Source organism: Rhabdaerophilum calidifontis, from assembly GCF_008641065.1.
Taxonomy (GTDB): Bacteria; Pseudomonadota; Alphaproteobacteria; order Rhizobiales; family Beijerinckiaceae; genus Rhabdaerophilum; species Rhabdaerophilum calidifontis.
On record NZ_VTRS01000005.1, the window covers coordinates 183,271 to 205,726 of the forward strand.

The 22,456-nt window shown below is 69.7% G+C and carries 18 protein-coding genes; 12 read left to right on the forward strand and 6 right to left on the reverse strand.

All coding sequences use genetic code 11. The features are described from left to right. Positions 1-15: 15 nt before the first annotated feature. The 3 genes from FWJ24_RS10280 to topA form a co-directional block, all read right to left on the reverse strand. On the reverse strand, positions 16-744 hold the full coding sequence (locus FWJ24_RS10280; protein ID WP_150287734.1) for an LrgB family protein: 729 nt from the start codon (positions 742-744) through the stop codon (positions 16-18). Next, positions 741-1,091: a CidA/LrgA family protein gene (locus FWJ24_RS10285; RefSeq protein ID WP_166443659.1), complete on the reverse strand. Its 351-nt coding sequence runs from the start codon at positions 1,089-1,091 to the stop codon at positions 741-743. Before FWJ24_RS10285 ends, FWJ24_RS10280 begins: the two co-directional genes overlap by 4 nt. A 68-nt stretch (positions 1,092-1,159) precedes the next feature. Then, on the reverse strand, positions 1,160-3,907 hold the full coding sequence (gene topA, locus FWJ24_RS10290) for a type I DNA topoisomerase (RefSeq protein ID WP_150287736.1): 2,748 nt from the start codon (positions 3,905-3,907) through the stop codon (positions 1,160-1,162). Positions 3,908-4,112: 205 nt separating this feature from the next. Between topA and FWJ24_RS10295 the strand changes: the two genes are divergently transcribed. From FWJ24_RS10295 to dprA, 6 genes are all read left to right on the forward strand, one after another. Further along, positions 4,113-5,552, forward strand: coding sequence for a methyl-accepting chemotaxis protein (locus FWJ24_RS10295; RefSeq protein ID WP_150287737.1), 1,440 nt, complete (start codon positions 4,113-4,115; stop codon positions 5,550-5,552). A gap of 86 nt (positions 5,553-5,638) precedes the next feature. Continuing rightward, positions 5,639-6,586 carry an aspartate carbamoyltransferase catalytic subunit gene (locus tag FWJ24_RS10300; RefSeq protein ID WP_150287738.1) on the forward strand — a complete coding sequence of 316 codons (948 nt, stop codon included), beginning with the start codon at positions 5,639-5,641 and terminating at the stop codon, positions 6,584-6,586. Between the two features lie 8 nt (positions 6,587-6,594). Continuing rightward, positions 6,595-7,155, forward strand: a complete 561-nt coding sequence (locus FWJ24_RS10305; RefSeq protein ID WP_150287739.1) for a hypothetical protein — start codon at positions 6,595-6,597, stop codon at positions 7,153-7,155. Then, complete coding sequence (locus tag FWJ24_RS10310) at positions 7,145-8,443, forward strand: dihydroorotase (protein WP_150287740.1); 1,299 nt, start codon at positions 7,145-7,147, stop codon at positions 8,441-8,443. The genes FWJ24_RS10305 and FWJ24_RS10310 overlap by 11 nt, the downstream gene beginning before the upstream one ends. A gap of 22 nt (positions 8,444-8,465) precedes the next feature. Next, positions 8,466-9,065, forward strand: a complete 600-nt coding sequence (gene plsY / locus FWJ24_RS10315) for a glycerol-3-phosphate 1-O-acyltransferase PlsY (protein WP_150287741.1) — start codon at positions 8,466-8,468, stop codon at positions 9,063-9,065. Beyond that, a complete protein-coding gene (dprA, locus tag FWJ24_RS10320) occupies positions 9,062-10,258 on the forward strand; it encodes a DNA-processing protein DprA (protein ID WP_150287742.1) in 1,197 nt (398 codons plus the stop codon). The genes plsY and dprA overlap by 4 nt, the downstream gene beginning before the upstream one ends. A gap of 16 nt (positions 10,259-10,274) precedes the next feature. Here the strand turns inward: dprA and FWJ24_RS14965 are convergent, their stop codons facing one another. Then, on the reverse strand, positions 10,275-10,814 hold the full coding sequence (locus FWJ24_RS14965; protein ID WP_425468926.1) for an AEC family transporter: 540 nt from the start codon (positions 10,812-10,814) through the stop codon (positions 10,275-10,277). Between the two features lie 595 nt (positions 10,815-11,409). Here FWJ24_RS14965 and FWJ24_RS10330 point away from each other — a divergent pair. Then, positions 11,410-11,817: a hypothetical protein gene (locus FWJ24_RS10330; RefSeq protein ID WP_150287744.1), complete on the forward strand. Its 408-nt coding sequence runs from the start codon at positions 11,410-11,412 to the stop codon at positions 11,815-11,817. Here FWJ24_RS10330 and ruvX read toward each other — a convergent pair. After that, positions 11,811-12,323: a Holliday junction resolvase RuvX gene (gene ruvX, locus FWJ24_RS10335; RefSeq protein ID WP_150287745.1), complete on the reverse strand. Its 513-nt coding sequence runs from the start codon at positions 12,321-12,323 to the stop codon at positions 11,811-11,813. The genes FWJ24_RS10330 and ruvX overlap by 7 nt on opposite strands. 116 nt (positions 12,324-12,439) lie before the next feature. On the opposite strand from ruvX, the gene FWJ24_RS10340 reads away from it, so the two are divergent. The 3 genes from FWJ24_RS10340 (at position 12,440) to gatA (ending at position 15,126) form a co-directional block, all read left to right on the forward strand. Then, entirely contained in the window at positions 12,440-13,195 is a 756-nt protein-coding gene (locus tag FWJ24_RS10340; protein ID WP_150287746.1) for a metal-dependent hydrolase, read from the forward strand. Positions 13,196-13,265: 70 nt separating this feature from the next. Beyond that, a complete protein-coding gene (gatC, locus tag FWJ24_RS10345) occupies positions 13,266-13,553 on the forward strand; it encodes an Asp-tRNA(Asn)/Glu-tRNA(Gln) amidotransferase subunit GatC (RefSeq protein WP_150287747.1) in 288 nt (95 codons plus the stop codon). Between the two features lie 55 nt (positions 13,554-13,608). Further along, complete coding sequence (gatA, locus tag FWJ24_RS10350) at positions 13,609-15,126, forward strand: Asp-tRNA(Asn)/Glu-tRNA(Gln) amidotransferase subunit GatA (protein WP_150287748.1); 1,518 nt, start codon at positions 13,609-13,611, stop codon at positions 15,124-15,126. A gap of 109 nt (positions 15,127-15,235) precedes the next feature. Here the strand turns inward: gatA and FWJ24_RS10355 are convergent, their stop codons facing one another. After that, a complete protein-coding gene (locus FWJ24_RS10355) occupies positions 15,236-18,016 on the reverse strand; it encodes an Rne/Rng family ribonuclease (protein ID WP_150287749.1) in 2,781 nt (926 codons plus the stop codon). A gap of 456 nt (positions 18,017-18,472) precedes the next feature. Between FWJ24_RS10355 and FWJ24_RS10360 the strand changes: the two genes are divergently transcribed. Together FWJ24_RS10360 and FWJ24_RS10365 are read left to right on the forward strand one after the other, a co-directional pair. Then, a complete protein-coding gene (locus FWJ24_RS10360) occupies positions 18,473-19,768 on the forward strand; it encodes an N-acetylmuramoyl-L-alanine amidase (RefSeq protein WP_150287750.1) in 1,296 nt (431 codons plus the stop codon). Between the two features lie 231 nt (positions 19,769-19,999). After that, a complete protein-coding gene (locus tag FWJ24_RS10365) occupies positions 20,000-22,408 on the forward strand; it encodes a penicillin-binding protein 1A (RefSeq protein WP_150287751.1) in 2,409 nt (802 codons plus the stop codon). The last annotated feature ends 48 nt before the right edge of the window (positions 22,409-22,456 follow it).

A 22,456-nucleotide genomic window follows, 5' to 3' on the forward strand; every position in this document is an offset into this window, starting at 1 on the left:
CGCATGCGGCGGGGGCTACAGGAAGAGCAGAAGCAAAAGCGGCACCAGGATCGCGGTCACGAGGCCGTTGAGCGCCATGCCGAGCGCGGCATGCGCGCCGGCGCGCTCGTCGACCTGCAAGGCCCGCGCGGTGCCGATGCCATGCGCGGCGATGCCGGCTGCGAAGCCACGCGCCGCGTAATCGCGGATGCGCAGCAGGTTCATCAGCGGCGTCACCATCACCGCGCCGAGGATGCCGGTTGCGATCACCAGCACCGCAGTCAGCGGCGGCGAGCCGCCGACCTCGGCCGAGATGCCCATGGCGATCGCCGCCGTCACCGATTTCGGCGCCAGCGAGGCGATCGTGGCGTTGCCGAGCCCGGCCGCCCGCGCCAGCGCGAGCGTGGCGACGATGCCCGTGACGGCGCCGGCGACCAGCGCGCCGAGAATGGCGCGCCATTGCCGGCGGATCAGCGTCCGGTTGCGGATGACGGGCAGCGCCAGCGCCACCGTCGCCGGGCCGAGCAGCACATGGATGAAGCGCGCGCCCTCGAAATAGCGCTGGTGCGGCGTGCCCGTCGCCAGCAGCATGCCGCCGACGAGCAGGATCGCGATCAGCACCGGGTTCGCCACCGGATGCCGGCCTGTCGCGGCGGCGATCCGGTCGCCGACGAGATAGGCCGCGAGCGTGAGCGCCAGGAAGAACAGCGGCTGCTCGGCGAGATAGATCCAGAAGGCGTTGGGATCGAGCCCGCGCAGGGTCATCGTCCGTCACCCCCGTCGCGGGTCAGTGCCCGGAAGACGAGGGCGGTGACGGCCATGGTGATCGCGGTCGAGGCGACGAGCACCAGCAGCAGGCGCGGCCCCTCGGCGACAAGCCGGTCGCCGAAGGCGATCAGCCCGACCCCTGCCGGGACGAAGAGCAGCGACAGATGCTTGAGGATCGCATCGCCCGCCACCGCGACGGGCGCCGGGATCCGCCCGCGCAGCAGCGCCAGCGCCGCGAGCAGCGCGAGCCCGATCACCGGCCCCGGCACCGGCACGCGGGTGAAGCCGGCGATCAGTTCGCCGACGAATTGCAGGATGATCAGGATGGTGATGCCTTCGAGCATGGCGGCTCCCCCCAAGCCAACATAGGGGGATTCGCGCCGACCGGTCATGTGTCCGGTTGTGGCCGCAATCAGGACGGCCTCTTCGGCGCGGAGCGGGCGCGCGGGGCCTTCTTGCTGACCGTATCCTTGCCGGCCGCATCCTTGCCCGCCGTATCCTTGCCGGCCTTTGCTGCGGTCTTTCCGGCTCCGGCCGGCCTGGCGGATTTTGCCTTGCCGCCGGCAGGCTTTCCATCCGCGCTCTTGCTGCTGCCGCTCCTGCTGCCACTCTTGCCACGGCCCTTGCCGCCATCTCCCGCGACCGCGATGCGCGCGGCGAGGATGGCGAGGGCCTCCGGCAGGGCGACGCTGTCCTTGTCGGTGCCCTTCGGCAGGTTGGCGTTGACCTTGCCCCAGTTGAGATAGGGGCCGAAGCGGCCGTCCCGCACCGTCACCGCCCCGCCATCCGGGTGATCGCCGAGCAGACGGCCGGCCTCGGCGCCCGCGCGCCCGAAGCGCCGGCCGCCGCCCGCCTCCTTCGTCGCGATGAGATCGACGGCGCGGTTGATGCCTACCGTGAACACCTCGTCGGCCGAGGGCAGGTTGGCGTAGGTCTTGCCGTGCTGGACGTAAGGGCCGTAGCGGCCGATCCCGGCGAGGATCGGTTCGCCGCTCTCGGGATGGCGGCCGATCTCGCGCGGCAGGGAGAGCAGCGCCAGCGCCTTCTCGAGATCGACCGTTTTGGCGGTGAAGCCCTTGGGCAGCGTCGCGCGCCTGGGCTTTTCGCCCTCGCCGAGCTGGACATAGGGCCCGAACCGGCCGTCGCGCAGCGTCACCTCCTCGCCGGTCGCGGGGTCCTTGCCGAGCACCAGGGTGCCCGAGGCGCCCTGCGCGTCGCCGCCTTCCTCGCCGTTCGGCACCGAGAGCGGCCGCGTGAACCGGCATTCCGGGTAATTCGAGCAGCCGATGAAGGGACCAAGCTTGCCGAGCTTCAGCGAAAGCTGGCCGGCGCCGCATTTCGGGCAGGCGCGCGGATCGGAGCCGTCCCCCTTCTCGGGGAAGATCATCGGGCCGAGATGGGCATTGAGCCCTTCGAGCACCTCCGCCGTGCGCCTTTCCTTGGCGCTCTCGATGGCGGCCTTGAAATCGCGCCAGAAATCGCGGAGCACCGCGCGCCATTCGACCTCGGCGTTGGAGATGCGGTCGAGATCGTTTTCGAGATCGGCGGTGAAATCGTATTCGACATATTTCTGGAAGAAGCTTTCGAGGAAGGCCGTGACGATGCGGCCCTTGTCCTCCGGCACCAGGCGCTTCTTCTCGATGCGGACATATTCGCGGTCGCGCAGCACCGCCAGCGTCGCGGCATAGGTCGAGGGCCGGCCGATGCCGAGTTCCTCCATGCGCTTGATCAGGCTCGCCTCGGAATAGCGCGGCGGCGGCTCGGTGAAATGCTGGCTCGCCTCGATCCCGCGCCGTTCGAGTGCCTCGCCGGCGCGCATCGCGGGGAGCCGGCGGTTCTCGTCGTCCTCCTCGTCGTCGGCGGTTTCGGTGTAGAGCGCGAGGAAGCCGTCGAAGGTCACGACCTGGCCGGTGGCGCGCAGGTCGAGTGCCCGGCCGCCGGCCGCAGCGCGGATCTCGACCGTGGTGCGCTCGAGGCGCGCGCTTTCCATCTGGCTCGCGATGGTGCGCTTCCAGATCAGCTCGTAGAGCGCGAATTCGTCGGCCGAGAGATGGGATTTCACCGCCTTGGGCACGCGGAAGGCATCCGTGGGCCGGATGCATTCATGCGCCTCCTGCGCGTTCTTGGCCTTGGTGGAATAGGCGCGGGGCACCTGCGGCAGGTAGGGCGCCTCGTAGGCCTTGCCGATGAAGGCGCGGACCTGGGCGCGGGCTTCCGGCGCGATGTCGACGCCGTCCGTGCGCATATAGGTGATGAGCCCGGTGGTCTCGCCGCCGATATCGACGCCCTCATAGAGCTTCTGGGCAATGCGCATCGTGATCGCCGGCGCGAAGCCGAGCTTGCGCGAGGCCTCCTGCTGGAGGGTCGAGGTGGTGAAGGGCGGGAAGGGATGGCGCTTCGCGGGCTTCGCCTCCACCGAGACGACGGCGAATTCCGCGGCCGCGAGCGCGGCGCGGAACGCCTCGGCCTCGGCGCCGGTGCCGATGTCGAGCCGGCCGATCTTGCGGCCGTCGGCGCCGACGAGGCGCGCGGAGAAGGTCTCGCCGCGCGGCGTCGCGAGCGTTGCCACGAGGCTCCAGTATTCGCGGGCGCGGAACCGCTCGATCTCGGCCTCGCGGTCGCAGACGAGCCGCAGCGCCACCGATTGCACCCGCCCGGCCGAGCGCGCGCCGGGCAGCTTGCGCCAGAGCACCGGCGAGAGCTGGAACCCCACGAGATAATCCAGTGCGCGGCGGGCGAGATAGGCATCGACCAGCGCCTGGTCGATCTGGCGCGGCGCGGCCATCGCCGCCGCGACCTGATCCTTGGTGATGGCATTGAAGGTCACGCGCTCGACGGGCTTGTCCTTCAACACGCGGCGGGCCTTGAGCGCCTCCAGCAGATGCCAGGAGATCGCCTCGCCCTCGCGGTCCGGGTCGGTGGCGAGGATGACGCGGTCGGCGTCCTTCACGGCCGCCGCGATGGCCGAGACCTGCTTGGCGCCGCGCCCGTCAAGCTCCCAGATCATCGCGAAATCGTTGTCGGGATCGACGGATCCGTCCTTCGAGGGCAGGTCGCGCACATGCCCGTACGAGGCGATCACCTCGTAGCCCCGGCCGAGATATTTGTTGATCGTCTTGGCCTTGGACGGCGATTCGACGATGACGACGCGATTTTCCATGGATGCCCCGATCCGCCAGCGCCGGTTAAGTGGCCGGGAGGGGCGCGTTTGTCAAATGCAACCAAGAGAAGAGACCCCGCAATTTGGTTATCCGGGCATTAACAGAATAACGAAATCTTCACACTTGCAAACTAACTTGCGGCCTCCAGAAAGATCTTTTGCGTGAAAGCACAGAATGTTCTCCTTCAACGGAAATGCGTCGCGCATGCTTGCGGCAATCAGTCATGCACATGCCATGCTCGAACTCGATCTCGACGGCAGAATTCTCGATGCAAACGAGACTTTTCTTGCGCTGACAGGTTCTTCCCTAAAGGAGATCGTCGGCAGGGATCATGCGACGATCGTCAGCGAAGCCTATATCCGCAGCGACGAATACCGCGCGTTCCGGGCCGCCTTGGCGACAGAAAGGGGGATTGTGGCTGAGATCCCGTATCGCACGACATCGGGCCGGGACCTGTGGCTTGCCGGCCGGTGCGCTCCTGTGCTGCGTGGCGGCAAGCCCTACAAGATTGTCAAGATCGCAACCGATATCACGGCTCAGAAGGCCGAGCGGGCGCGGATGGAAAGCGAGCTCGCGGCGATCCGGCGCTCGCAGGCCGTGATCACCTTCGCGCTCGACGGCACGATCCTCGACGCCAACGACAATTTCCTCGCCGCGCTCGGCTATGCCCTCGACGAGATCAAGGGCCGGCATCACAGCCTGTTCGTCGATCCGGCGGAGGTCTCCGGCGAGGGCTATCGCCGCTTCTGGGAGGAGTTGCGCGCCGGCAAATACCAGACGGCCGAATATCGCCGCCTCGGCAAGGGCGGGCGCGAGGTCTGGATCCAGGCCTCCTACAACCCGATGTTCGATGGTGCGGGGCAGGTCATCGGCGTCATCAAGTTCGCGACCGACATCACGGCCGCGCATCAGGCGCGCCAGCAGCGGCGCCAGGCGCAGGAGCGCGTCAATGCCGGGGTCACCGACATTGCCGGCGCCGTTGGCTCGACCAACGAGGCCGCGACCGGCGCGGCGGCGGCGGTCGAAGTCTCGACCAATGTGCAGGCGGTTGCCTCCGGCTCGGCGCAGCTCGCCTCCTCGGTGGCGGAGATCAACAGCCAGGTGGGCCGCGCGCTCGAAATCTCCAACACGGCCGTGGAGCAGGCGGGCTCGGCCGGGGCGACGGTGGCGGAACTCGCGGAGGCCGTGGGAAAGATCGGCGCGGTGGTGGAGCTGATCTCCTCGATCGCGAACCAGACCAACCTGCTCGCGCTCAACGCGACCATCGAGGCGGCGCGGGCCGGCGAGGCGGGCAAGGGCTTTGCGGTGGTGGCGAGCGAGGTCAAGGCGCTGGCGAGCCAGACGGCGCGCGCCACCGGCGAGATCGCCGCCCATATCGCCGCGGTCCAGCAATCGAGCACCCGCGCGCAGGGCGTGATCGAGACCATCTCCGCTACGATCGGCGATATCAACGGCATCTCGCTCTCGATCTCGGCCGCAGTCGAGGAGCAGGCGGCGGTGACGAACGACATGTCGCGCAACATGGGTGAGGCGGCCGCCGGCGTGGAGATGATCACCCGCAGCATGGAAGAGGTGGCGACGCTCACCCGCAATGCCGACGAGGGGATCAAGGGCGTGGTGGCGGCGGCGCGCGAGGCGGCCTGAGGCGCAAGGCCGGGAAAGGTTTCGGAGGACAAGGCGCCGGCCGGCTTGTGGCCGGCCGGCCGCTCGCGTAGACCCTGTTCCTTGTCATGTCCGCGCCATCCGATTTCGTGTTCCCGCACCGCCACCTTCTCGGGATCGAGGGGTTGTCGCGCCCCGTGATCGAGGGGCTGCTCGCCCTTGCCGAGGAGGAGATCGCGATCTCCCGCCAGGTGGAGAAGAAGAAATCGTCGCTGCGGGGCCGGACGCAGATCAACCTGTTCTTCGAGGCTTCCACGCGCACGCAAAGTTCGTTCGAGCTGGCCGGCAAGCGGCTCGGCGCGGATGTGATGAACATGAGCGTCTCGAATTCCTCGGTGAAGAAGGGCGAGACGCTGATCGACACCGCGATGACGCTCAACGCCATGCGGCCGGATATCATCATCGTGCGCCATCACCATGCCGGCGCGGTCAATCTGCTCGCGCGCAAGGTCGATTGCTCGGTGGTCAATGCCGGGGACGGCGCGCATGAACACCCGACGCAGGCGCTGCTCGATGCGCTGACCATCCGCCGCAACAAGGGCCGGATCGAGGGGCTTCTCGTCGTGATCTGCGGCGATATCGCCCATTCCCGCGTTGCGCGCTCGAATCTCATCTGCCTCCAGGCGCTCGGCGCCCGGGTGCGCGTCTGCGGCCCGCCGACGCTGCTGCCAGCGGGGATCGATCGTTACGGGGTCGAGGTCTTCACCGATATGCGCGCGGCGCTGAAGGATGCGGATATCGTGATGATGCTCCGCCTCCAGCGCGAACGGATGAACGGCGCCTTCGTGCCGAGCGTACCGGAATATTTCCATTTCTACGGGCTCGACCGCGAGAAGCTCGCGATCGCCAGGCCCGATGCGCTGGTGATGCATCCCGGCCCGATGAATCGCGGCGTCGAGATCGCCTCGGATGTCGCGGATGGCGCGCAGAGCCTGATCCGCGAGCAGGTGGAGATGGGGGTTGCGGTGCGCATGGCGGTGCTGGAGGCGCTGGCACGGCGGATGCCCAATGGGTGAGGCCCGCCATGGGCATGTTTGAAGGCCTTCTTGGCGATCTCCTGCTCGGGCTCACGCAGTCGCCCGCCCTGCGCTGGGGCGCGGCGGGGCTGGCCCTGGTCTGGATCTGGCTTGTCGGGGAGCGGGGTGATCCGCGCCGCCGGCTGTTCCTGCTCGCGCCGCTCGCGGCGGCCGGCGCGGTCGAGCTCGCCGACCTGCTGATTCTCGGCCCGGCCACCGGGCAGGGCGCGCGGGGCGGCTGGTTCCCCTATTATCTCACGACCATGGAGGCCTTGCGCCGCTTCGTCTCGCCGCTGGGGCTGATCTCGCTCGCGCTCGCGGCCGTGCTCGGCTTCCGCGGCGCTTTCGGGGTGTTTGTCGGGCTCGCGGCGCTCAGCGCCGCCTATCTCGCCGATGCGATGACCGGCAAGGCGCCGGGCTTCTTCTCGGCGGAGGTGTTCGGGCTGATCGCGACGCTGCTGCCGGGGCTGTTCCTCGTCCAGATGATCGCCTATGGGCTCGGCGCGACATGGCGCACGGTGTTGGGACGGCAGATGGCGAGGCGGCGCGAGGATGACGATGACGAATGAAACGCGCCCCCTCCACCTCGCCAATGCCCGGCTGATCGAGCCGGTCACCGGGCTCGTCTCGCCGGGCGGCGTGCTCGTCGAGGCCGGGCGGATCCGCGATATCGCGCCCGAACTCGCCTCGGCTCGCGTCGAGGGCGCCGAGCGGCTCGATTGCGCGGGCGCGATCGTGGCGCCGGGGCTTGTCGATCTCCGCGCCTTCATCGGCGAGCCGGGCGAGGAATTCCGCGAGACGCTGCGCTCGGCCTCCGAGGCGGCAGTAGCAGGCGGCGTCACCACGCTGATCGCCCAGCCGAACACCTCGCCGGTGATCGACGATCCGGCGGTGGTGGATTTCGTGCTCCGCCGCGCCCGCGATACGAGCCTCGTGCATATCCGGCCGGCGGCGGCGCTCACCAAGGGCTGCCGCGGCCAGGAGATGACCGAGATCGGCCTGCTCAAGGCGGCCGGGGCGGTTGCCGTCACCGATGGCGACCGTCCGGTCGTCAACGCGCAGGTGATGCGCCGCTGCCTCGCCTATGCGCGCATGTTCGACATGCCGGTGATCCACCATCCCGAGGATCCCCATCTCGTCGGCGAGGGGGTGATGAACGAGGGCGAATTCGCAACCCGCCTCGGGCTGCCCGGCATTCCCGCGGCGGCGGAGGCGATCATGCTCGAGCGCGACATGCGCCTCGTCCATCTCACTGGCGCGCGCTATCATGCGGCGCTGGTCTCCTGCCGCGAGAGCCTCGACATCCTGCGCCGCGCCAAGCAGGCGGGGCTGCCGGTGACGGCGGGCGTCTCGATCAACCACCTGACGCTCAACGAGCTCGATATCGGCGAATATCGCACCTTCCTGAAGCTGAGCCCGCCCCTGCGCGGCGAGGAGGATCGGCTCGCGCTGGTCGAGGCGGTGGCCGAGGGGCTGATCGACGTGATCGTCTCCGACCACAACCCCCAGGATGTCGAGACCAAGCGGCTGACCTTCGCCGAATGCGCGCCGGGGGCGATCGGGCTCGAGACCATGCTGGCGGCGGGGATGCGACTCGTCGAGGCCGGCCTCATCAGCCTGCCGCGGCTGATCGAGGCGATGTCGGCGGCGCCGGCCCGGCTTGCCGGGCTCGATACCGGCCGTCTCGCGCGCGGCGCCCCGGCGGACCTGATCGTGTTCGACCCGGAGGAGCCCTGGCTGGTGGATCCGGCGCGGCTGCGCTCGCTGTGCAAGAACACGCCCTTCGACGGGGCGCGGATGAGCGGCCGGGTGACGGCCACGCTGGTTGCGGGGCGGATCGTCCACCAGTATCGTTGAAACGGGGCGGGGAGACGGCGGCGTGGATATTCTCATCCTTGTCATCCTGGGCTACCTGCTCGGTTCGGTGCCGTTCGGCCTCGTCCTGACGCGGCTTGCGGGCACGCGGGACCTGCGCTCGATCGGGTCGGGCAATATCGGCGCCACCAATGTGCTGCGCACCGGCCGCAAGGATCTCGCGGCGGCGACGCTGCTGCTCGATGCGCTCAAGGGCACCGCGGCGGTGGTGCTGGCGCGGCATTTCGCGGGCGAAGGCGTGGCGATGCTGGCGGGAATCGCTGCCTTTCTCGGCCATCTCTTCCCGGTCTGGCTCCGGTTCGAGGGCGGCAAGGGGGTCGCGACCTTCATCGGCGTGCTGCTGGCGCTGTGGTGGCCGGGACTCGTGCTCTTCGCCGCCTGCTGGCTCGGCATCGCCTATGCGACCCGCTATTCCTCGCTCGCCGCGCTCGCCGCCTCGGCGCTGGTGCCGGCGGCGCGACTGACGCTCGATCTCGCGGCGGGCACGCTGGGGCCGCTTGCCGGCGCATTGCTCGCCATGGCGGCGCTGCTGTGGTGGAAGCACCGGCCGAATATCAGGCGCCTGCTCCTCGGCACCGAGGGGCGGATCGGCGAGCAGGGATGAGCCGGCCGGGCGGCCTCCGGTTGAGCGACAGCCAGCGCTTCGACTGGATCCGCCTCACGCGCACGGAGGGCATCGGCCCGCGCGGCTTCCAGGGGCTGATCAACCGCTTCGGCGGCGCGGGCGCCGCGCTCGCGGCGCTGCCGGACCTCGCCCGCGCGCGGGGGCGGACGATCCGCATCCCGCATCCGGAGACCATCGCGCGCGAGATCGAGGCCGCGGCGCGGCTCGGCGTCCGGTTCGTTCTCTCGGGCGAAGCCGAATACCCGACGGCGCTCATCGAGATCGACGCGCCGCCGCCGGTTCTGGCGTTGCGCGGCCGGCCGGATCTGCTCGAACGGCCCTGCCTGGCGATCGTCGGGGCGCGCAATGCCTCGGCGCCCGGCCGGCGCATGGCGGCGCGGCTGGCGCAGGGCCTTTCCGAGGCCGGCTACACGATCGTCTCCGGCCTCGCGCGCGGGATCGACGCCGAGGCGCATCGCGAGAGCCTCGCGGGCGGCACGGTGGCGGTGCTGGCCGGGGGGCTCGACAGGCCCTATCCGCCGGAAAACGCCGCGCTCTATGACGAAATCCTCGCGCGCGGGCTCGCTCTTTCGGAGATGCCGCTCGGGCTTTCCCCGCGTGGCCGCGATTTTCCCCGCCGCAACCGGCTCGTTTCGGGGCTGTCGCGCGCGGTGATCGTCGTCGAGGCAGCGCGGCGCTCCGGATCGCTGATCACGGCGCGGTTCGCGGCGGAGCAGGGGCGGGAGGTGTTCGCGGTGCCGGGCTCGCCGCTCGATCCGCGCTGCGAGGGCAGCAACGATCTCCTGCGCGCCGGCGCGAGCATCGCCACCGCCGTCGAGGATATCCTCGCGATCCTGACCCCGCTCGCCGGGACGGAGGCGCGGGCGCCGCGCCTGTTCCGCGAGCCGCCGGCATGCGGGCAGGACGGCTTCACCGGGCCGCCCGATGCCGGGGAGGACGATCTGTTCGAGGACCCGGATCCCGCGGAGGATCTTCCGCAACCCGCGGCCATCCAGCCCCAGCCGGCGGAGGAGGCGCTGCTCGCGCTGATCGCGGTCGCGCCGGTCGAGATCGATCAGCTCGCGCGGATCACCGGCCTGCCGGCGCGGGCGGTGCAGGCGGCGCTGCTGGAACTCGAAATCGCCGGCCGGATCGTCCGGCATGGCGGCAACCGCGTCTCGCGCGCGCTGTGAGCGGGGCCGGCCGGGCTCAGCTCGCAAGCGCGACGAGAAGCGGCAGGGTCAGCATCGAGGCGAGCGTCTGCGCGGTGATGATCGCCGCCATCAGCGGCGCGTCCCCGCCCATCTGCCGGGCGAGGAGATAGGAGGCGCTGGCGGTCGGCACGCCGAGGCAGACGATGGCGATCACGGCGGCGCTGCCGGAAAGCCCGAACAGCAGCGCGAAACCCGCCCCGAGGGCCGGCGCCGCGACGAGCCGCAGCAGCACCCCGGCGACAAGCGCCGGGTCCGGCCGCCGGAGATCGCCGAGCCGCAGCCCGGCGCCCACGAGGATCAGCCCGGCACCGAGCGCGCAGCGCCCGACGATGTCGAGCGCGAGATCGAGCGCCCGCGGCAGCGGCAGGCCGGTCAGATTGAGGAGCAGCCCGGCGATCGTCCCCAGGATATAGGGGTTGGTCCCGAGCCCGCGCCAGAGCGTGCCCCCGCCGGCGCCGTAACGGCGCAGAACCAGCACGCAGAGCACGTTCAGCACCGGGATCAGCGCCGCGATCGCCACCGCCGCCAGCGTCACCCCCTCGCGGCCGTAGAGATTGGCGGCGATGGCGAGCGCGATGAAGGCGTTCCAGCGCAGGATTCCCTGAAACAGCGAGGTGAAGCCGGCATTGCCGGTGCGCAGCCCGCGCAGGAGCCGCGGCCGGGCGAGGAGCAGCAGCGCCGCGAGCACGGCGATCGTCGCGAGCAGGGTCAGGCCGAGCCTTTCGAAGGGCACGGCGCCGAGCTTCGCGCCGCCGAGCGTCGTCGCCACCAGCACCGGCACCAGCACGTAATAGGAGAGCTGCTCGAAGCCCTTCCAGGCGCCATCCTCGCGGATCAGCGTCCGCCGCAGCACCCAGCCGATGGCGATCACCAGGAAGACGGAAAGGAGGGAATCGATGATCACGGACGGGATGACGCGAAAGGCGGATGGCACGGGGCCGGGCGATGAAGCTAGCGGCCCGGCGCCGTTCCGTCACCCCGTCGGATGCGGTATGCGTATTTTCATCCCGGTATGCTGTCGGCATGCTTTCGCCATCGTTCAGCGCCAGTTCAAGGGCAGGATCCTATTCGGTCCGCTCCAAGCCAATCCGGCGGAACGCGGGGCAGCAACGGCCTCGAGGAGAAACGAGATGAAGCGCGTGCATGCCCATCGCCTTGTCTATGGCCTTGCCCTTGGCCTTGCCCTCGCGCTTGCCGGCGGCGGCCTCGCCCATGCGGAGACCGATCAGGATCGCGGCCGGCCGGTTCCGGGCGGCGGCGTCCGCGGCGCCGATGGCAATACCTATTTCCCCGGCGGGCCCGGCCGCCTCTATCAATGCCCCACCGACGCGGATTGCCGCCCCGGCGCGCAGCGCTACCAGCAGCGCAGCTTCGAGCCGCAGCGCCGGCGCAGCTATTACGACGGATACGGCTATCGGGGCGGCTATGACGGGCCCTCCGGCTATTACGCGCCCGCGCCGCGATATTACGAGCCCGCGCCGCGTTATCGCCCGCGCCGGCAATACGACCCGGCCGGCGGCGGTTCGCTCTATTACTGAAACGCGCGCAGCCGATCGAGCGCGCCCTGCAGGATGAAGGCGGCGGCGGCGGAATCGATGCTCGCCGCGCGCTTGCGCCGCGAGAGATCGGCGTCGATCAGCACCCGTTCGGCGGCGACAGTCGAAAGTCGCTCGTCCCAGAGCAGGATGGGAATGTCGCGCAGGGCGAGGAGATTGCGGGCGAAGGCGCGGGTCGCCTGCGCCCGCGGGCCGCTCGTGCCATCCATGTTGAGCGGCAGCCCGATGACCAGCCCGCCGGCGTGCTGGGCTTCGACCAGGGCGAAGAGCATGGCGGCATCGTCCCGGAACCGGCCGCGCCGCTGCGTCGTCATCGCGGTGGCGATCATCCGGCCGACATCCGAAAGCGCGAGGCCGATCGTCTTCTCCCCGAGATCGAGGCCGAGGAGTCGCGCGCCGGGCGCGAGGCGGGCGGCAAAGGCGCCGGCATCGGTCAGCGGCGCGGCGCGTGCCGCCGGGCCGGTTTCCTCGCCCGCCGCGTCGCTCATGGCGCGGCCCGGCGCGGCGGGCGGTTCAGCGATTGCCGCATTGCACAAATTCCTTTCCCTCATCGCCCGCCCGGCCTAAACGAGGGGCATCGGCTGGGGCACGCGGAGAGGATACCATGCAGATCACCTGGTTCGGCCATTCGGCCTTCGCGCTGGAGCACAAGGGGCGCCGTGTGCTCGTCGATCCGTTCCTGACCGGCAACCCGGTCTTCGAGGGCGAGGGGGCCGGCGACGCGGACGCCAAGTTCGCGGCCGCGATCCGCGGCGCGACCGATATCGTCATCACCCACGGCCATTCCGACCATATCGGCGATTCGCTCCGGATCGCGAAGGAAACCGGCGCGACGATCTTCTGCAACTGGGATCTCGGGCAATGGCTCCTCCACAAATGGGAGGCGATGGCGACCGGCCGGCCGCTCGCGATCGAGATGATGAATTCCGGCGGCCGCGTCGAGCATGACGGGGTCTCGATCCGCCTCGTCCGCGCGGATCATTCCGCCGGCGTTTGGGAGGACGGCATCTTCCAGACGCTCGGTTCCGCCAATGGCGTGATCCTCAACATTCCCGGCGCGCCGATCGTCTATCACATGGGCGATACCGACATTTTCGCCGGAATGGGGCTGATCGAGGAATTGCACCGGCCGGACATCGTCATCGTTCCGATCGGCGACCGTTTCACGATGGGGCCCTCGACGGCGGCGCTGGCGGTGCGGCGGTTCTTCCCGCGCTCCAAGGCGGTGATCCCGTGCCATTTCCGCACCTTTGGCGCGCTGACCGGCACGGTCGAGGAATTCCGCCGCGAACTCGGCCCGCTCGGAACGCATCTGCTCGAACCGGTTCCGCACGAGCCGGTGCGGTTTTCGATCGCCTGAGCCAAGGCGGCGTTTGTCAGCGCCGCGCGGCTTCGCTAAAGACCGGGAATCCCTTTCCCGGAGAACGCTCATGTCCGTTGATGTCGCAACCGTCCGCCGGATCGCGCGGCTCGCCCGGATCGAGGTGCCCGAGGCGGAACTCGAAGGCTTCCGCGGCGAGATCAACGCCATCCTCGGCTTCGTCGAGCAGCTGGGCGAGGTCGATGTCGACGGCGTCGAGCCGATGACCTCGGTCATGCCGATGGCGCTCAGGATGCGCGCGGATGCGGTGACGGACGGCGAGCAGCCGGCAAAGGTGACCGCCAACGCGCCGGAACGCGAGGATTCGTTCTTCCTTGTTCCGAAGGTCGTCGAATAGGGACGGCGCTGCCGCCCGCCGCCAGAATTTCCCGCCCGCCTTTTCCGGATGGACCATGACCGATCTGACCGCGCTCACGCTCGATGAGGCCCGCCAGGGGCTCGCCAAAGGCGATTTCACCGCCCTCGAGCTGACCGAGGCGCATCTCGCCGCGATGGAGGCGGCGGCCGCCCTCAACGCCTATGTGCTCGACACGCCCGACCGCGCCCGGGCCATGGCGCGGGAGTCCGACGCGCGGCGCAAGCGCGGCGAGGCCGGCCGCCTGGAGGGCATCCCGCTCGGCGTCAAGGATCTCTTCGCCACCGAGGGCACCCGCACCACGGCCTGTTCACGGATCCTCGGCGATTTCGTGCCGCCCTACGAATCCACCGTCACGCGTCAGCTCTGGCAGCAGGGCGCGGTGATGCTTGGCAAGCTCAACAACGACGAATTCGCGATGGGTTCCTCGAACGAGACCAGCGCGTTCGGCCCCGTCGTCAACCCGTTCCTGCCGCCGAACTGGGACGCGGCGAAGGCAAGGGCGGCGCTTGCGGCCGACCGGAAGGGCCTGCTGGTGCCCGGCGGCTCCTCCGGCGGTTCGGCGGCGGCGGTCGCGGCCAATCTCTGCCTCGGCGCCACGGCGACCGACACGGGCGGCTCGATCCGCCAGCCGGCGGCCTTTACCGGCACGGTCGGCATCAAGCCGACCTATGGCCGCTGCTCGCGCTGGGGCATCGTTGCCTTCGCCTCCTCGCTCGACCAGGCCGGCCCGATCGCCAAGACCGTCCGCGACGCCGCCGCATTGCTGACGGCGATGGCCGGGCATGACCCGAAGGATTCGACCTCGGTGGACCTGCCGGTGCCGGATTTCGAGGCGGCCCTGGGCCGTTCGGTTGCCGGCAAGGTGATCGGCATCCCGCGCGAATACCGGGTCGAGGGCATGCCGGCCGAGATCGAGGCGCTGTGGCGCAAGGGCGCCGAGATGCTGAAGGCGGCGGGTGCGCGCATCGTCGATGTCTCGCTGCCGCACACCAAATACGCGCTGCCGGCCTATTACATCGTCGCGCCGGCGGAGGCCTCCTCGAACCTCGCCCGCTATGACGGCGTGCGCTACGGCCTGCGCGTCAAGGGCCGAGACATCGTCGAGATGTACGAGAAGACGCGCGCCGCCGGCTTCGGCCGCGAGGTCAAGCGCCGCATCCTGATCGGCACCTATGTGCTCTCCGCCGGCTATTACGACGCCTATTACCTGCGGGCGCAGAAGATCCGCACCCTGATCAAGCGCGATTTCGAGACGGTTTATGCCGAGGGTGTCGATGCGATTCTCACGCCGGCGACGCCCTCGGCCGCGTTCGGAATCGCCGAGAAGGCCGAGGCCGATCCGGTCGAGATGTATCTCAACGACATCTTCACCGTGACGGTGAACATGGCGGGACTGCCCGGCCTCGCGCTGCCGGGCGGAACAGATCCGTCCGGCCTGCCGCTCGGGCTCCAGCTCATCGGCCGGCCCTTCGACGAGGAGACGCTGTTCAGCCTCGCCGGGGTGATCGAAGATCAGGCGGGACGGGTGCGCGCCCCGCGCTGGTGGGCCTGACCGCCGCTTTCCGCCGGGATTTCCGCCCGATCGGGCTCCCGCCATGAAAAAGGCCCGGTTTCCCGGGCCCTTCAACGTTTTCGGGCTGCCGGCCGCCGCGCGGGCGGGCTCAGCCCCCCAGGGCCTGTCTGGCGCGGCTCCACCAGCCGGAGCGCTTGGGGCGGTTCGGATCCTCGATCTCGGGTTCCGGCTCTGGCGTCGGTGCCGGCGCTGCCTTGATCTCGGGCGCCGCTTTCGCTTCCGGCGCGGCCGCGATTTCGGAGATCGCCGCCGCGGAGGCCACAATCTCGTGCGTCGCGATTTCGGTGGCCACGACATCCGGGGGCGGCGCTGCGGCCGGCTCGACGGCGGCCTCGGCGACGGCCTTCTTGCGCCCGCGCGGCGCCCGCGCCGGTTTCGCAGCCGGAGCTTCGGCAGCCGGCGCCTCGGCGGCAGGTTCGGCGCCTGCGACCACCTTTGCGGTTCCGGCGCGGGTGCGGCGCGGCTTCTTCGTCGGCTCGGCTGCCGGTTCGGCATCGGCCGGTGCCGCGATCACCTCCGGTGCCGGCGGCGCCATGGCGGGCTCTGCGGCCCCGGCCGGGGAGGAAGGATCGCCGGCCTCGCCATCATCCAGGTCGCGGCCGCCGTCATCGGTGTCGGCGATGCCGGTCTCGCCCGCGCGTGCCTCGCGGTCGCGCCGGTTGCGGCGGCCGCCGCGGCGACGGCGGCGGCGCTTGCGCTCCTCGCCATTGCCGGTCTCGTTCCCGGCGCGCTCCTCGCCTTCTTCAGCCTCGCTTTCCTCGTCATCGCCGGGGCCGGCATCGCCGTTGCCGGCCTCATCCTGTGCCTCGCGGCGCGCGTCGTCGCCGGCATTTTCCCGCAATTCGCCGCCGCGCCCGCGCCGCCGCCGGCGGCGGCGGCGCTTGCGCTCCTCGCCATTGCCGGTCTCGGTTCCGGCGCGCTCCTCGCCCTCCTCGGGGGCTCCGCCTTCTTCGTCCGCCTCGGGCAGGTCCTCGATCTCGACATCCTCGGGATGGACCGCCCCGGCCGAGCCGGGCCGTTCCGCGCGGCGCTGGGGCGGCGGCGCGGTCTCGCCCTCGTCGGCGCGCGGGCGCGGCTGGACCGCTTCGCCGCGCTCGATCAGGAAATGCTGGCCCGGCGGCAGCGCCGCCTCGGCCACCACCGTGATCGTGACGCCGAAGCGCGCCTCGAGCGCGCGTAGGGATTCGCGCTTCTGGTTCAGGATGTAGAACGCAGTCTCGAGCCGGGTCCGCAAGGTGATGTCGTTCTGGGCGCTGCGGAGCAGCGTATCCTCCAGGGCGCGCAGGACATGGAGGGCAAGGCTCGGCGTCGAGCGCAGGAGGCCCGTGCCGGCGCAATGCGGGCAGGGGGTGGTCGAGCTTTCGAGCACGCCGGTGCGGATGCGCTGGCGGCTCATTTCCAGCAGGCCGAAATGCGAGATCCGCCCGACCTGGATGCGCGCGCGGTCGTTCTTGAGGCAATCGTTGAGCTTGCGCTCGACCGCCTTGTTGTTGCGCTTCTCCTCCATGTCGATGAAGTCGATGACGATCAGCCCGGCGAGGTCACGTAGGCGGAGCTGGCGCGCGACCTCCTCGGCCGCCTCGAGATTGGTCTTGAGCGCGGTGTCCTCGATATTGTGCTCGCGCGTCGAGCGGCCGGAATTGACGTCGATCGAGACCAGCGCCTCGGTCTGGTTGATGACGATGTAGCCGCCGGATTTCAGCGTCACGACATTGGAGAACATCGCGTCGAGCTGGCTCTCGACGCCGAAGCGCGAGAAGAGCGGCGTCGCCTCCTTGTAGGGCTGCACGGCCTTGGCATGGCTCGGCATGAGCATGCGCATGAAATCCTTGGCCTCGCGGTAGCCCTCGTCACCCGCGACCTGGATCTCCTCGATATCCTTGGAATAGAGATCGCGGATCGCGCGCTTGATCAGCGAGCCTTCCTCGTAGACGAGGGCCGGCGCGGTCGATTTCAGCGTCAGCTCGCGCACGCTTTCCCACAGGCGCATCAGATATTCGAAGTCGCGCTTGATCTCGACCTTGGTGCGCGCGGCGCCGGCCGTGCGCAGGATGACGCCCATCCCCTCCGGCACCTCCAGCTCGGAGGCCATGGATTTCAGGCGCTTGCGGTCGGTCGAATTGGTGATCTTGCGCGAGATGCCGCCGCCGCGCGCGGTGTTCGGCATCAGCACGGAATAGCGGCCGGCGAGGCTCAGATAGGTGGTGAGCGCGGCGCCCTTGTTGCCGCGCTCCTCCTTGACGACCTGCACCAGCAGGATCTGCCGGCGCTTGATCACCTCCTGGATCTTGTATTGGCGGCGCGGGCGCGAGGCGGCGCGGGTCGGCACCTCCTCCATCGCGTCGCCGCCGCCGCCGATCTCGGCGACCTGATCCTCGCCATTGCCGTTCTCGCCGGCCTGCATCTCGCCGGCATGATCCTCGCCGGCATGATCTTCCGCCGTGGCCAGCGCCTCTCCGGTGTTCTCGCCTTCGACGGCCTCGCTCACCGAATCGGCGGCCGGGCTCGCGGCCTTGCGCGCCCGGCCGCGCTTGGCGCGGGCGCGGCTGCGCTCGTCGTCGTCGCGCTCCTCGTCGGCGGCGGCGGCGGCTTCCTCGGCGAGCAGCGCCTGCCGGTCGGCCGTCGGGATCTGGTAATAATCGGGATGGATTTCGGAGAAGGCGAGGAAGCCGTGGCGGTTGCCGCCGAAATCGACGAAGGCGGCCTGAAGCGAGGGTTCGACCCGCGTCACCTTGGCGAGGTAGATATTGCCGCGCAGCGGGCGCCGGTTGGCGCTCTCGAAATCGAATTCCTCAACGCGGTTGCCGCGTGTCACCACGACCCGGGTCTCTTCCGGGTGCGCGGCATCGATGAGCATTTTTGTTGTCATGGGAAACTCTTGAAAGGTCGGAAGCCCGCCTGCCGGCGCGGCGCGTCTCCAGGACGCGCGGGGCGCCGGCCCGTTCCGGGAATGGCGGGCGGCAAGGTCGGGATCGGGGCAGGACGGCGGACCGCCGCTGCTCCGGGGCAAGGGGTGCGTTCGAAGCGACGCGCGGAACGCCCCGCGCCGCGACCGCGGAAGCGGCAGCGCGGCGGGTTTGGTCCGACATCATCCAAGCTGGCATCGACGCCATCCTCGTTCGAACAGACGCGCGAGGCTCGCGCGCCACGGGGCACCGGGCGACGGGCGAAATTGCCGGGCGGCAAAGGCTCGAAGCCGGTTTCCCGCATTCCACGGACGGGGAGGAGGATCCGGCGCCCTTTCACGAGGCGTTAGGACGGATCAACGAAAACTTGCCCCGGCTCGGAATGCACCGTAGGACCCGTTTAAGCGGGAGGGGGGCTTTTGGCAAGCACCACGATGGCAGGCGCGCGCAGCAAGGCCGGGGCACGGTTCCGCGCGATTTCCGCCGGGCTCGCGGCGCTTGCGGTGCTCGCGATCGCGCCGGCCCTGCGGGGGGCGGAGGGCAACGGGGCCAACGGCCCTGCGCGGGGCGAGCCGCCGGCGGTTGCGCGCGGGCTTCATCTCGTCGATGCCGGCGGCGAGGCGGCGGGGCTCGTCGTCGATCTGCCGCGTGAGGTCAATGTCCGCGTCTCGGCCCTCGCCGCGCCGGACCGGCTCGTCATCGATCTCGACGGCGTGGTGATCGCGCCCGGCGTCCCGCCGCTCGGCCGGGCCGGGCAGGGGCCGGTGGCGGGCTATCGGGCCGGGCTGTTCATGCTGGGCCAGTCGCGTATTGTCGTCGATCTCGCGCGGCCGGCGCTGGCGGAACGGGTCGATTTCGTCCGGCAGGCGGGCACCGCGCGGCTCATCGTCGAGATCCGGGCGGTGACGCCGCAGCGCTTCGCCGAACAGGCGCGGATGGATCGCGCCAGCCGCCTCGCCGCGCAGGGAGAGGAGACGGCGGCCATCGCCCGCCCGCCGGGAGCGAAACCGCTCATCGTCATCGATCCCGGCCATGGCGGCATCGACCCCGGCGCCTCGGGGGCGAAGGGCGAACTGGAGAAGGACATCGTGCTCGCCTTCGGGCGGGCGCTCCGGCAGGCGATCGAGGCCGAGGGGCGCCTCGAGGTGCAGATGACGCGGGAGGACGACCGCTTCATCGCGCTCGGCGAGCGGGTGCGGTTCGCGCGTTCGCGCGGGGCAGCACTGTTCGTCTCGCTGCACGCCGATTCGCTGGCCGGGGAAAGCGACGTGCGCGGCGCCTCGGTCTATACGCTGTCGGAGAAGGCTTCCGACGCCGCCGCCGCGCGCGCTGCCGAGAAGGAGAACCGCGCCGACCTGATGGCCGGACTTGATCCGGATACCGAGGCGCGCGACGGGATCGGCGACATCCTCGCCGATCTGGCGCGGCGGGAGACGCGGATCTTCAATCAGCTCGCCGCGCGCGCGGCGATCAGGGCGATCCGACACGGCGCGGCGCTGCACAAGGTGCCGCTGCGCAGCGCCGGCTTCCGGGTGCTGCGCGCGCCGGACATGCCCTCGATCCTGATCGAACTCGGCTATCTGTCCAATGCCGAGGATCTCGCGGCGCTCCATGACGACAGAGCGCGGGCCGCGCTGGCCCGGACGCTGGCGCGCGCCTTCACGACCTTCCTGACCGAGCGGCGCGACGCGATTTCCGCGCGCGTTCAGGAATAACGTGCAGAATGGCAACATTGCCGTTTTTCGGCCACGCTTCTCGACAAAGTCCAGACAAGCGGGTTTGTCGGGCCGCGCGCGTTCTGGTATCGGAACCCCGGTCGGTTCCGTGCCCTCCCGTTTCCGGCCGTGGCCTTGAAAGCGGGAACGGGCGGCGAGACGGCGCGGAATCCACGGCGGATCACGGGCGCGCAGGGCATTCCGGCCGCCACCTGGAAATGGGATAACGGCATGCGGATCATCGCGCGGTTCCTCGCGTTCCTGTTCGGCACGGCAACGCTGGTCGGGCTGATCGGCGCCGCCGTGGCCGGCTACATGATCTGGCATTATTCGCAGGATCTGCCCGACCACGCCCAGCTCGAGAAATACGAGCCGCCGGTCACGACCCGCATCCATGCCGCCGATGGCACATTGCTGGCGGAATATGCGCGTGAGCGCCGGCTCTACCTGCCGATCCAGGCGGTGCCGAAGCTGGTGATCGCAGCCTTCCTTTCCGCCGAGGACAAGAATTTCTACAAGCATGGCGGTGTCGATCCCGAGGGCATCGCCCGCGCGCTCGTCTCGAATTTCCGAAAAGGGTCGGGCGCGCGCCAGCAGGGCGCCTCGACCATCACCCAGCAGGTGGCGAAGGTGTTCTTCCTCTCGCCCGAGCAGAGCTACGAGCGCAAGATCCGCGAGGCGCTCGTCGCCTTCCGGCTCGAATCGACCTTCTCGAAGGACAAGATCCTGGAACTCTATCTCAACCAGATCTATCTCGGCTTCGGCAATTACGGCATCGCCGCGGCGGCGCTGAACTATTACGGCAAATCGGTGCACGAGCTGACGGTGGCCGAGGCCGCCTATCTCGCCGCGCTGCCGAAAGCGCCGTCGAACTATCACCCGATCAACCAGCGCGATGCCGCGCTCGGCCGCCGCAACTACGTAATCGACCGCATGGTCGAGAACGGCTACATTACCCGCGAGGACGGCATCGCCGCCCGCGCCGAGCCGCTCAATGTCACCTTCCGGCAATTGTCGCCGAATTCCTATGCCGCCGGCTTCTTCGCCGAGGAGGTCCGGCGCGAGCTTGCCGAGCGCTACGGCTCGAAGAAGCTCTACGAGGGCGGGCTCTCCGTGCGCTCGACGCTCGATCCCAAGCTCCAGATCCTCGCGCGCAAGGCGCTGTCCGACGGCCTCGTCCGTTTCGACGAGGCGCGCGGCTGGCGCGGCGCGCAGGAAAAGATCCCCTATACCGGCGATTGGGGCGTGGCGCTCGCCGAGGTGGCGACGCTGACCGATGTCGATCCCTGGCGCCTTGCGGTGGTGCTCGATGTCACCGACCAGCAGGCGCGGATCGGGCTCCAGCCGCAGCGGCTCGGCGGTGGCCAGCTCGACCGCAAGCGCGAGACCGGCGTCATTACCGCCGAGAGCGCCAAGGTCTTCCCGCGTCGACCGCTGCGGCAGGCGCTGGTGCCGGGCGATGTCGTCTATGTCGAGCCCATCGCCGGCCAGCCGGGGCAGTTCCGTCTGCGCCAGGTGCCGGAAATCTCCGGCGCGATCGTGGCGATGGACCCGCATACCGGCCGCGTCAAGGCGATGGTCGGCGGGTTCTCCTTCGACAAGAGCGAGTTCAACCGCGCGACGCAGGCGCTGCGCCAGCCGGGTTCCGCATTCAAGCCCTTCGTCTACGCGACGGCGCTCGACAACGGCTATACCCCGTCTTCGATCATTCTCGACGAGCCGATCGAGGTCGATCAGGGCGCCGGGCAGGGCGTATGGCGGCCGGAGAATTACGACGGCAAGTCGACCGGCCCGCATACGCTGCGTTACGGAATCGAGCGTTCCAAGAACCTGATGACCGTGCGCCTCGCGCGCGATCTCGGCATGCCGCTGGTCGCGGAATATGCCAAGCGATTCGGCGTCTACGACGACATGCTGCCGGTGCTCGCCATGTCGCTCGGCGCCGGCGAGACCACCGTGCTGCGGATGACGGCCGCCTATTCGATGTTCGCCAATGGCGGCCGCCGCATCCGCCCGACCCTGATCGATCGCATCCAGGATCGCTGGGGCGAGACGATCTACCGGCATGATGAGCGGATCTGCCGCGATTGCAACGCCGAGGGCTGGCGCAGCCAGGACGAGCCGAAGATCATCGACAAGCGCGAGCGCGTGATCGACCCGATGTCCGCCTACCAGATCACCTCGATCATGGAGGGGGTGGTCCAGCGCGGCACCGCGACCGTGATCAAGCCGCTCGGCCGCACCATCGCCGGCAAGACCGGCACGACCAACGATGCCAAGGATGTCTGGTTCGTCGGCTTCTCGCCCGATCTCGCCGTCGGCGTCTATCTCGGCTACGACAAGCCGCGCTCGCTCGGCACTTCCGCGACTGCCGGGCAATATGCCGCGCCGATCTTCCGCGACTTCATGAAAGAGGCGCTGGCCGGCAAGCCGAACCTCCAGTTCCGCGTGCCGCCGGGCATCAAGTTCATCCGCGTCAATTATGCGAGCGGGCAGCGCACCAGTGCCGGTGATCCGCAGGCGATCCTGGAGCCGTTCAAGCCCAACACGGCGCCGCCGGAGAGCTATTTCGGCGGCAGCATCACCGCTGGCGGCGGCGCGGGCGGCGTGATCGGCGCGACGACGGGCGGGCTCTACTAGGCCGGTGCGGGTTTACAGCGGCCTGCCGGCTCGGCTATGCGGGCGCTT

Coding starts and splice junctions, on each gene's coding strand:
- FWJ24_RS10280 (WP_150287734.1), bottom strand. CDS start 744: ATGACCCTGCGCGGGCTCGATCCCAACGCCTTCTGGATCTATCTCGCC.
- FWJ24_RS10285 (WP_166443659.1), bottom strand. CDS start 1,091: ATGCTCGAAGGCATCACCATCCTGATCATCCTGCAATTCGTCGGCGAA.
- topA (WP_150287736.1), bottom strand. CDS start 3,907: ATGGAAAATCGCGTCGTCATCGTCGAATCGCCGTCCAAGGCCAAGACG.
- FWJ24_RS10295 (WP_150287737.1), top strand. CDS start 4,113: ATGCTTGCGGCAATCAGTCATGCACATGCCATGCTCGAACTCGATCTC.
- FWJ24_RS10300 (WP_150287738.1), top strand. CDS start 5,639: ATGTCCGCGCCATCCGATTTCGTGTTCCCGCACCGCCACCTTCTCGGG.
- FWJ24_RS10305 (WP_150287739.1), top strand. CDS start 6,595: ATGGGCATGTTTGAAGGCCTTCTTGGCGATCTCCTGCTCGGGCTCACG.
- FWJ24_RS10310 (WP_150287740.1), top strand. CDS start 7,145: ATGACGAATGAAACGCGCCCCCTCCACCTCGCCAATGCCCGGCTGATC.
- dprA (WP_150287742.1), top strand. CDS start 9,062: ATGAGCCGGCCGGGCGGCCTCCGGTTGAGCGACAGCCAGCGCTTCGAC.
- FWJ24_RS10330 (WP_150287744.1), top strand. CDS start 11,410: ATGAAGCGCGTGCATGCCCATCGCCTTGTCTATGGCCTTGCCCTTGGC.
- ruvX (WP_150287745.1), bottom strand. CDS start 12,323: ATGAGCGACGCGGCGGGCGAGGAAACCGGCCCGGCGGCACGCGCCGCG.
- FWJ24_RS10340 (WP_150287746.1), top strand. CDS start 12,440: ATGCAGATCACCTGGTTCGGCCATTCGGCCTTCGCGCTGGAGCACAAG.
- gatC (WP_150287747.1), top strand. CDS start 13,266: ATGTCCGTTGATGTCGCAACCGTCCGCCGGATCGCGCGGCTCGCCCGG.
- gatA (WP_150287748.1), top strand. CDS start 13,609: ATGACCGATCTGACCGCGCTCACGCTCGATGAGGCCCGCCAGGGGCTC.
- FWJ24_RS10355 (WP_150287749.1), bottom strand. CDS start 18,016: ATGACAACAAAAATGCTCATCGATGCCGCGCACCCGGAAGAGACCCGG.
- FWJ24_RS10365 (WP_150287751.1), top strand. CDS start 20,000: ATGCGGATCATCGCGCGGTTCCTCGCGTTCCTGTTCGGCACGGCAACG.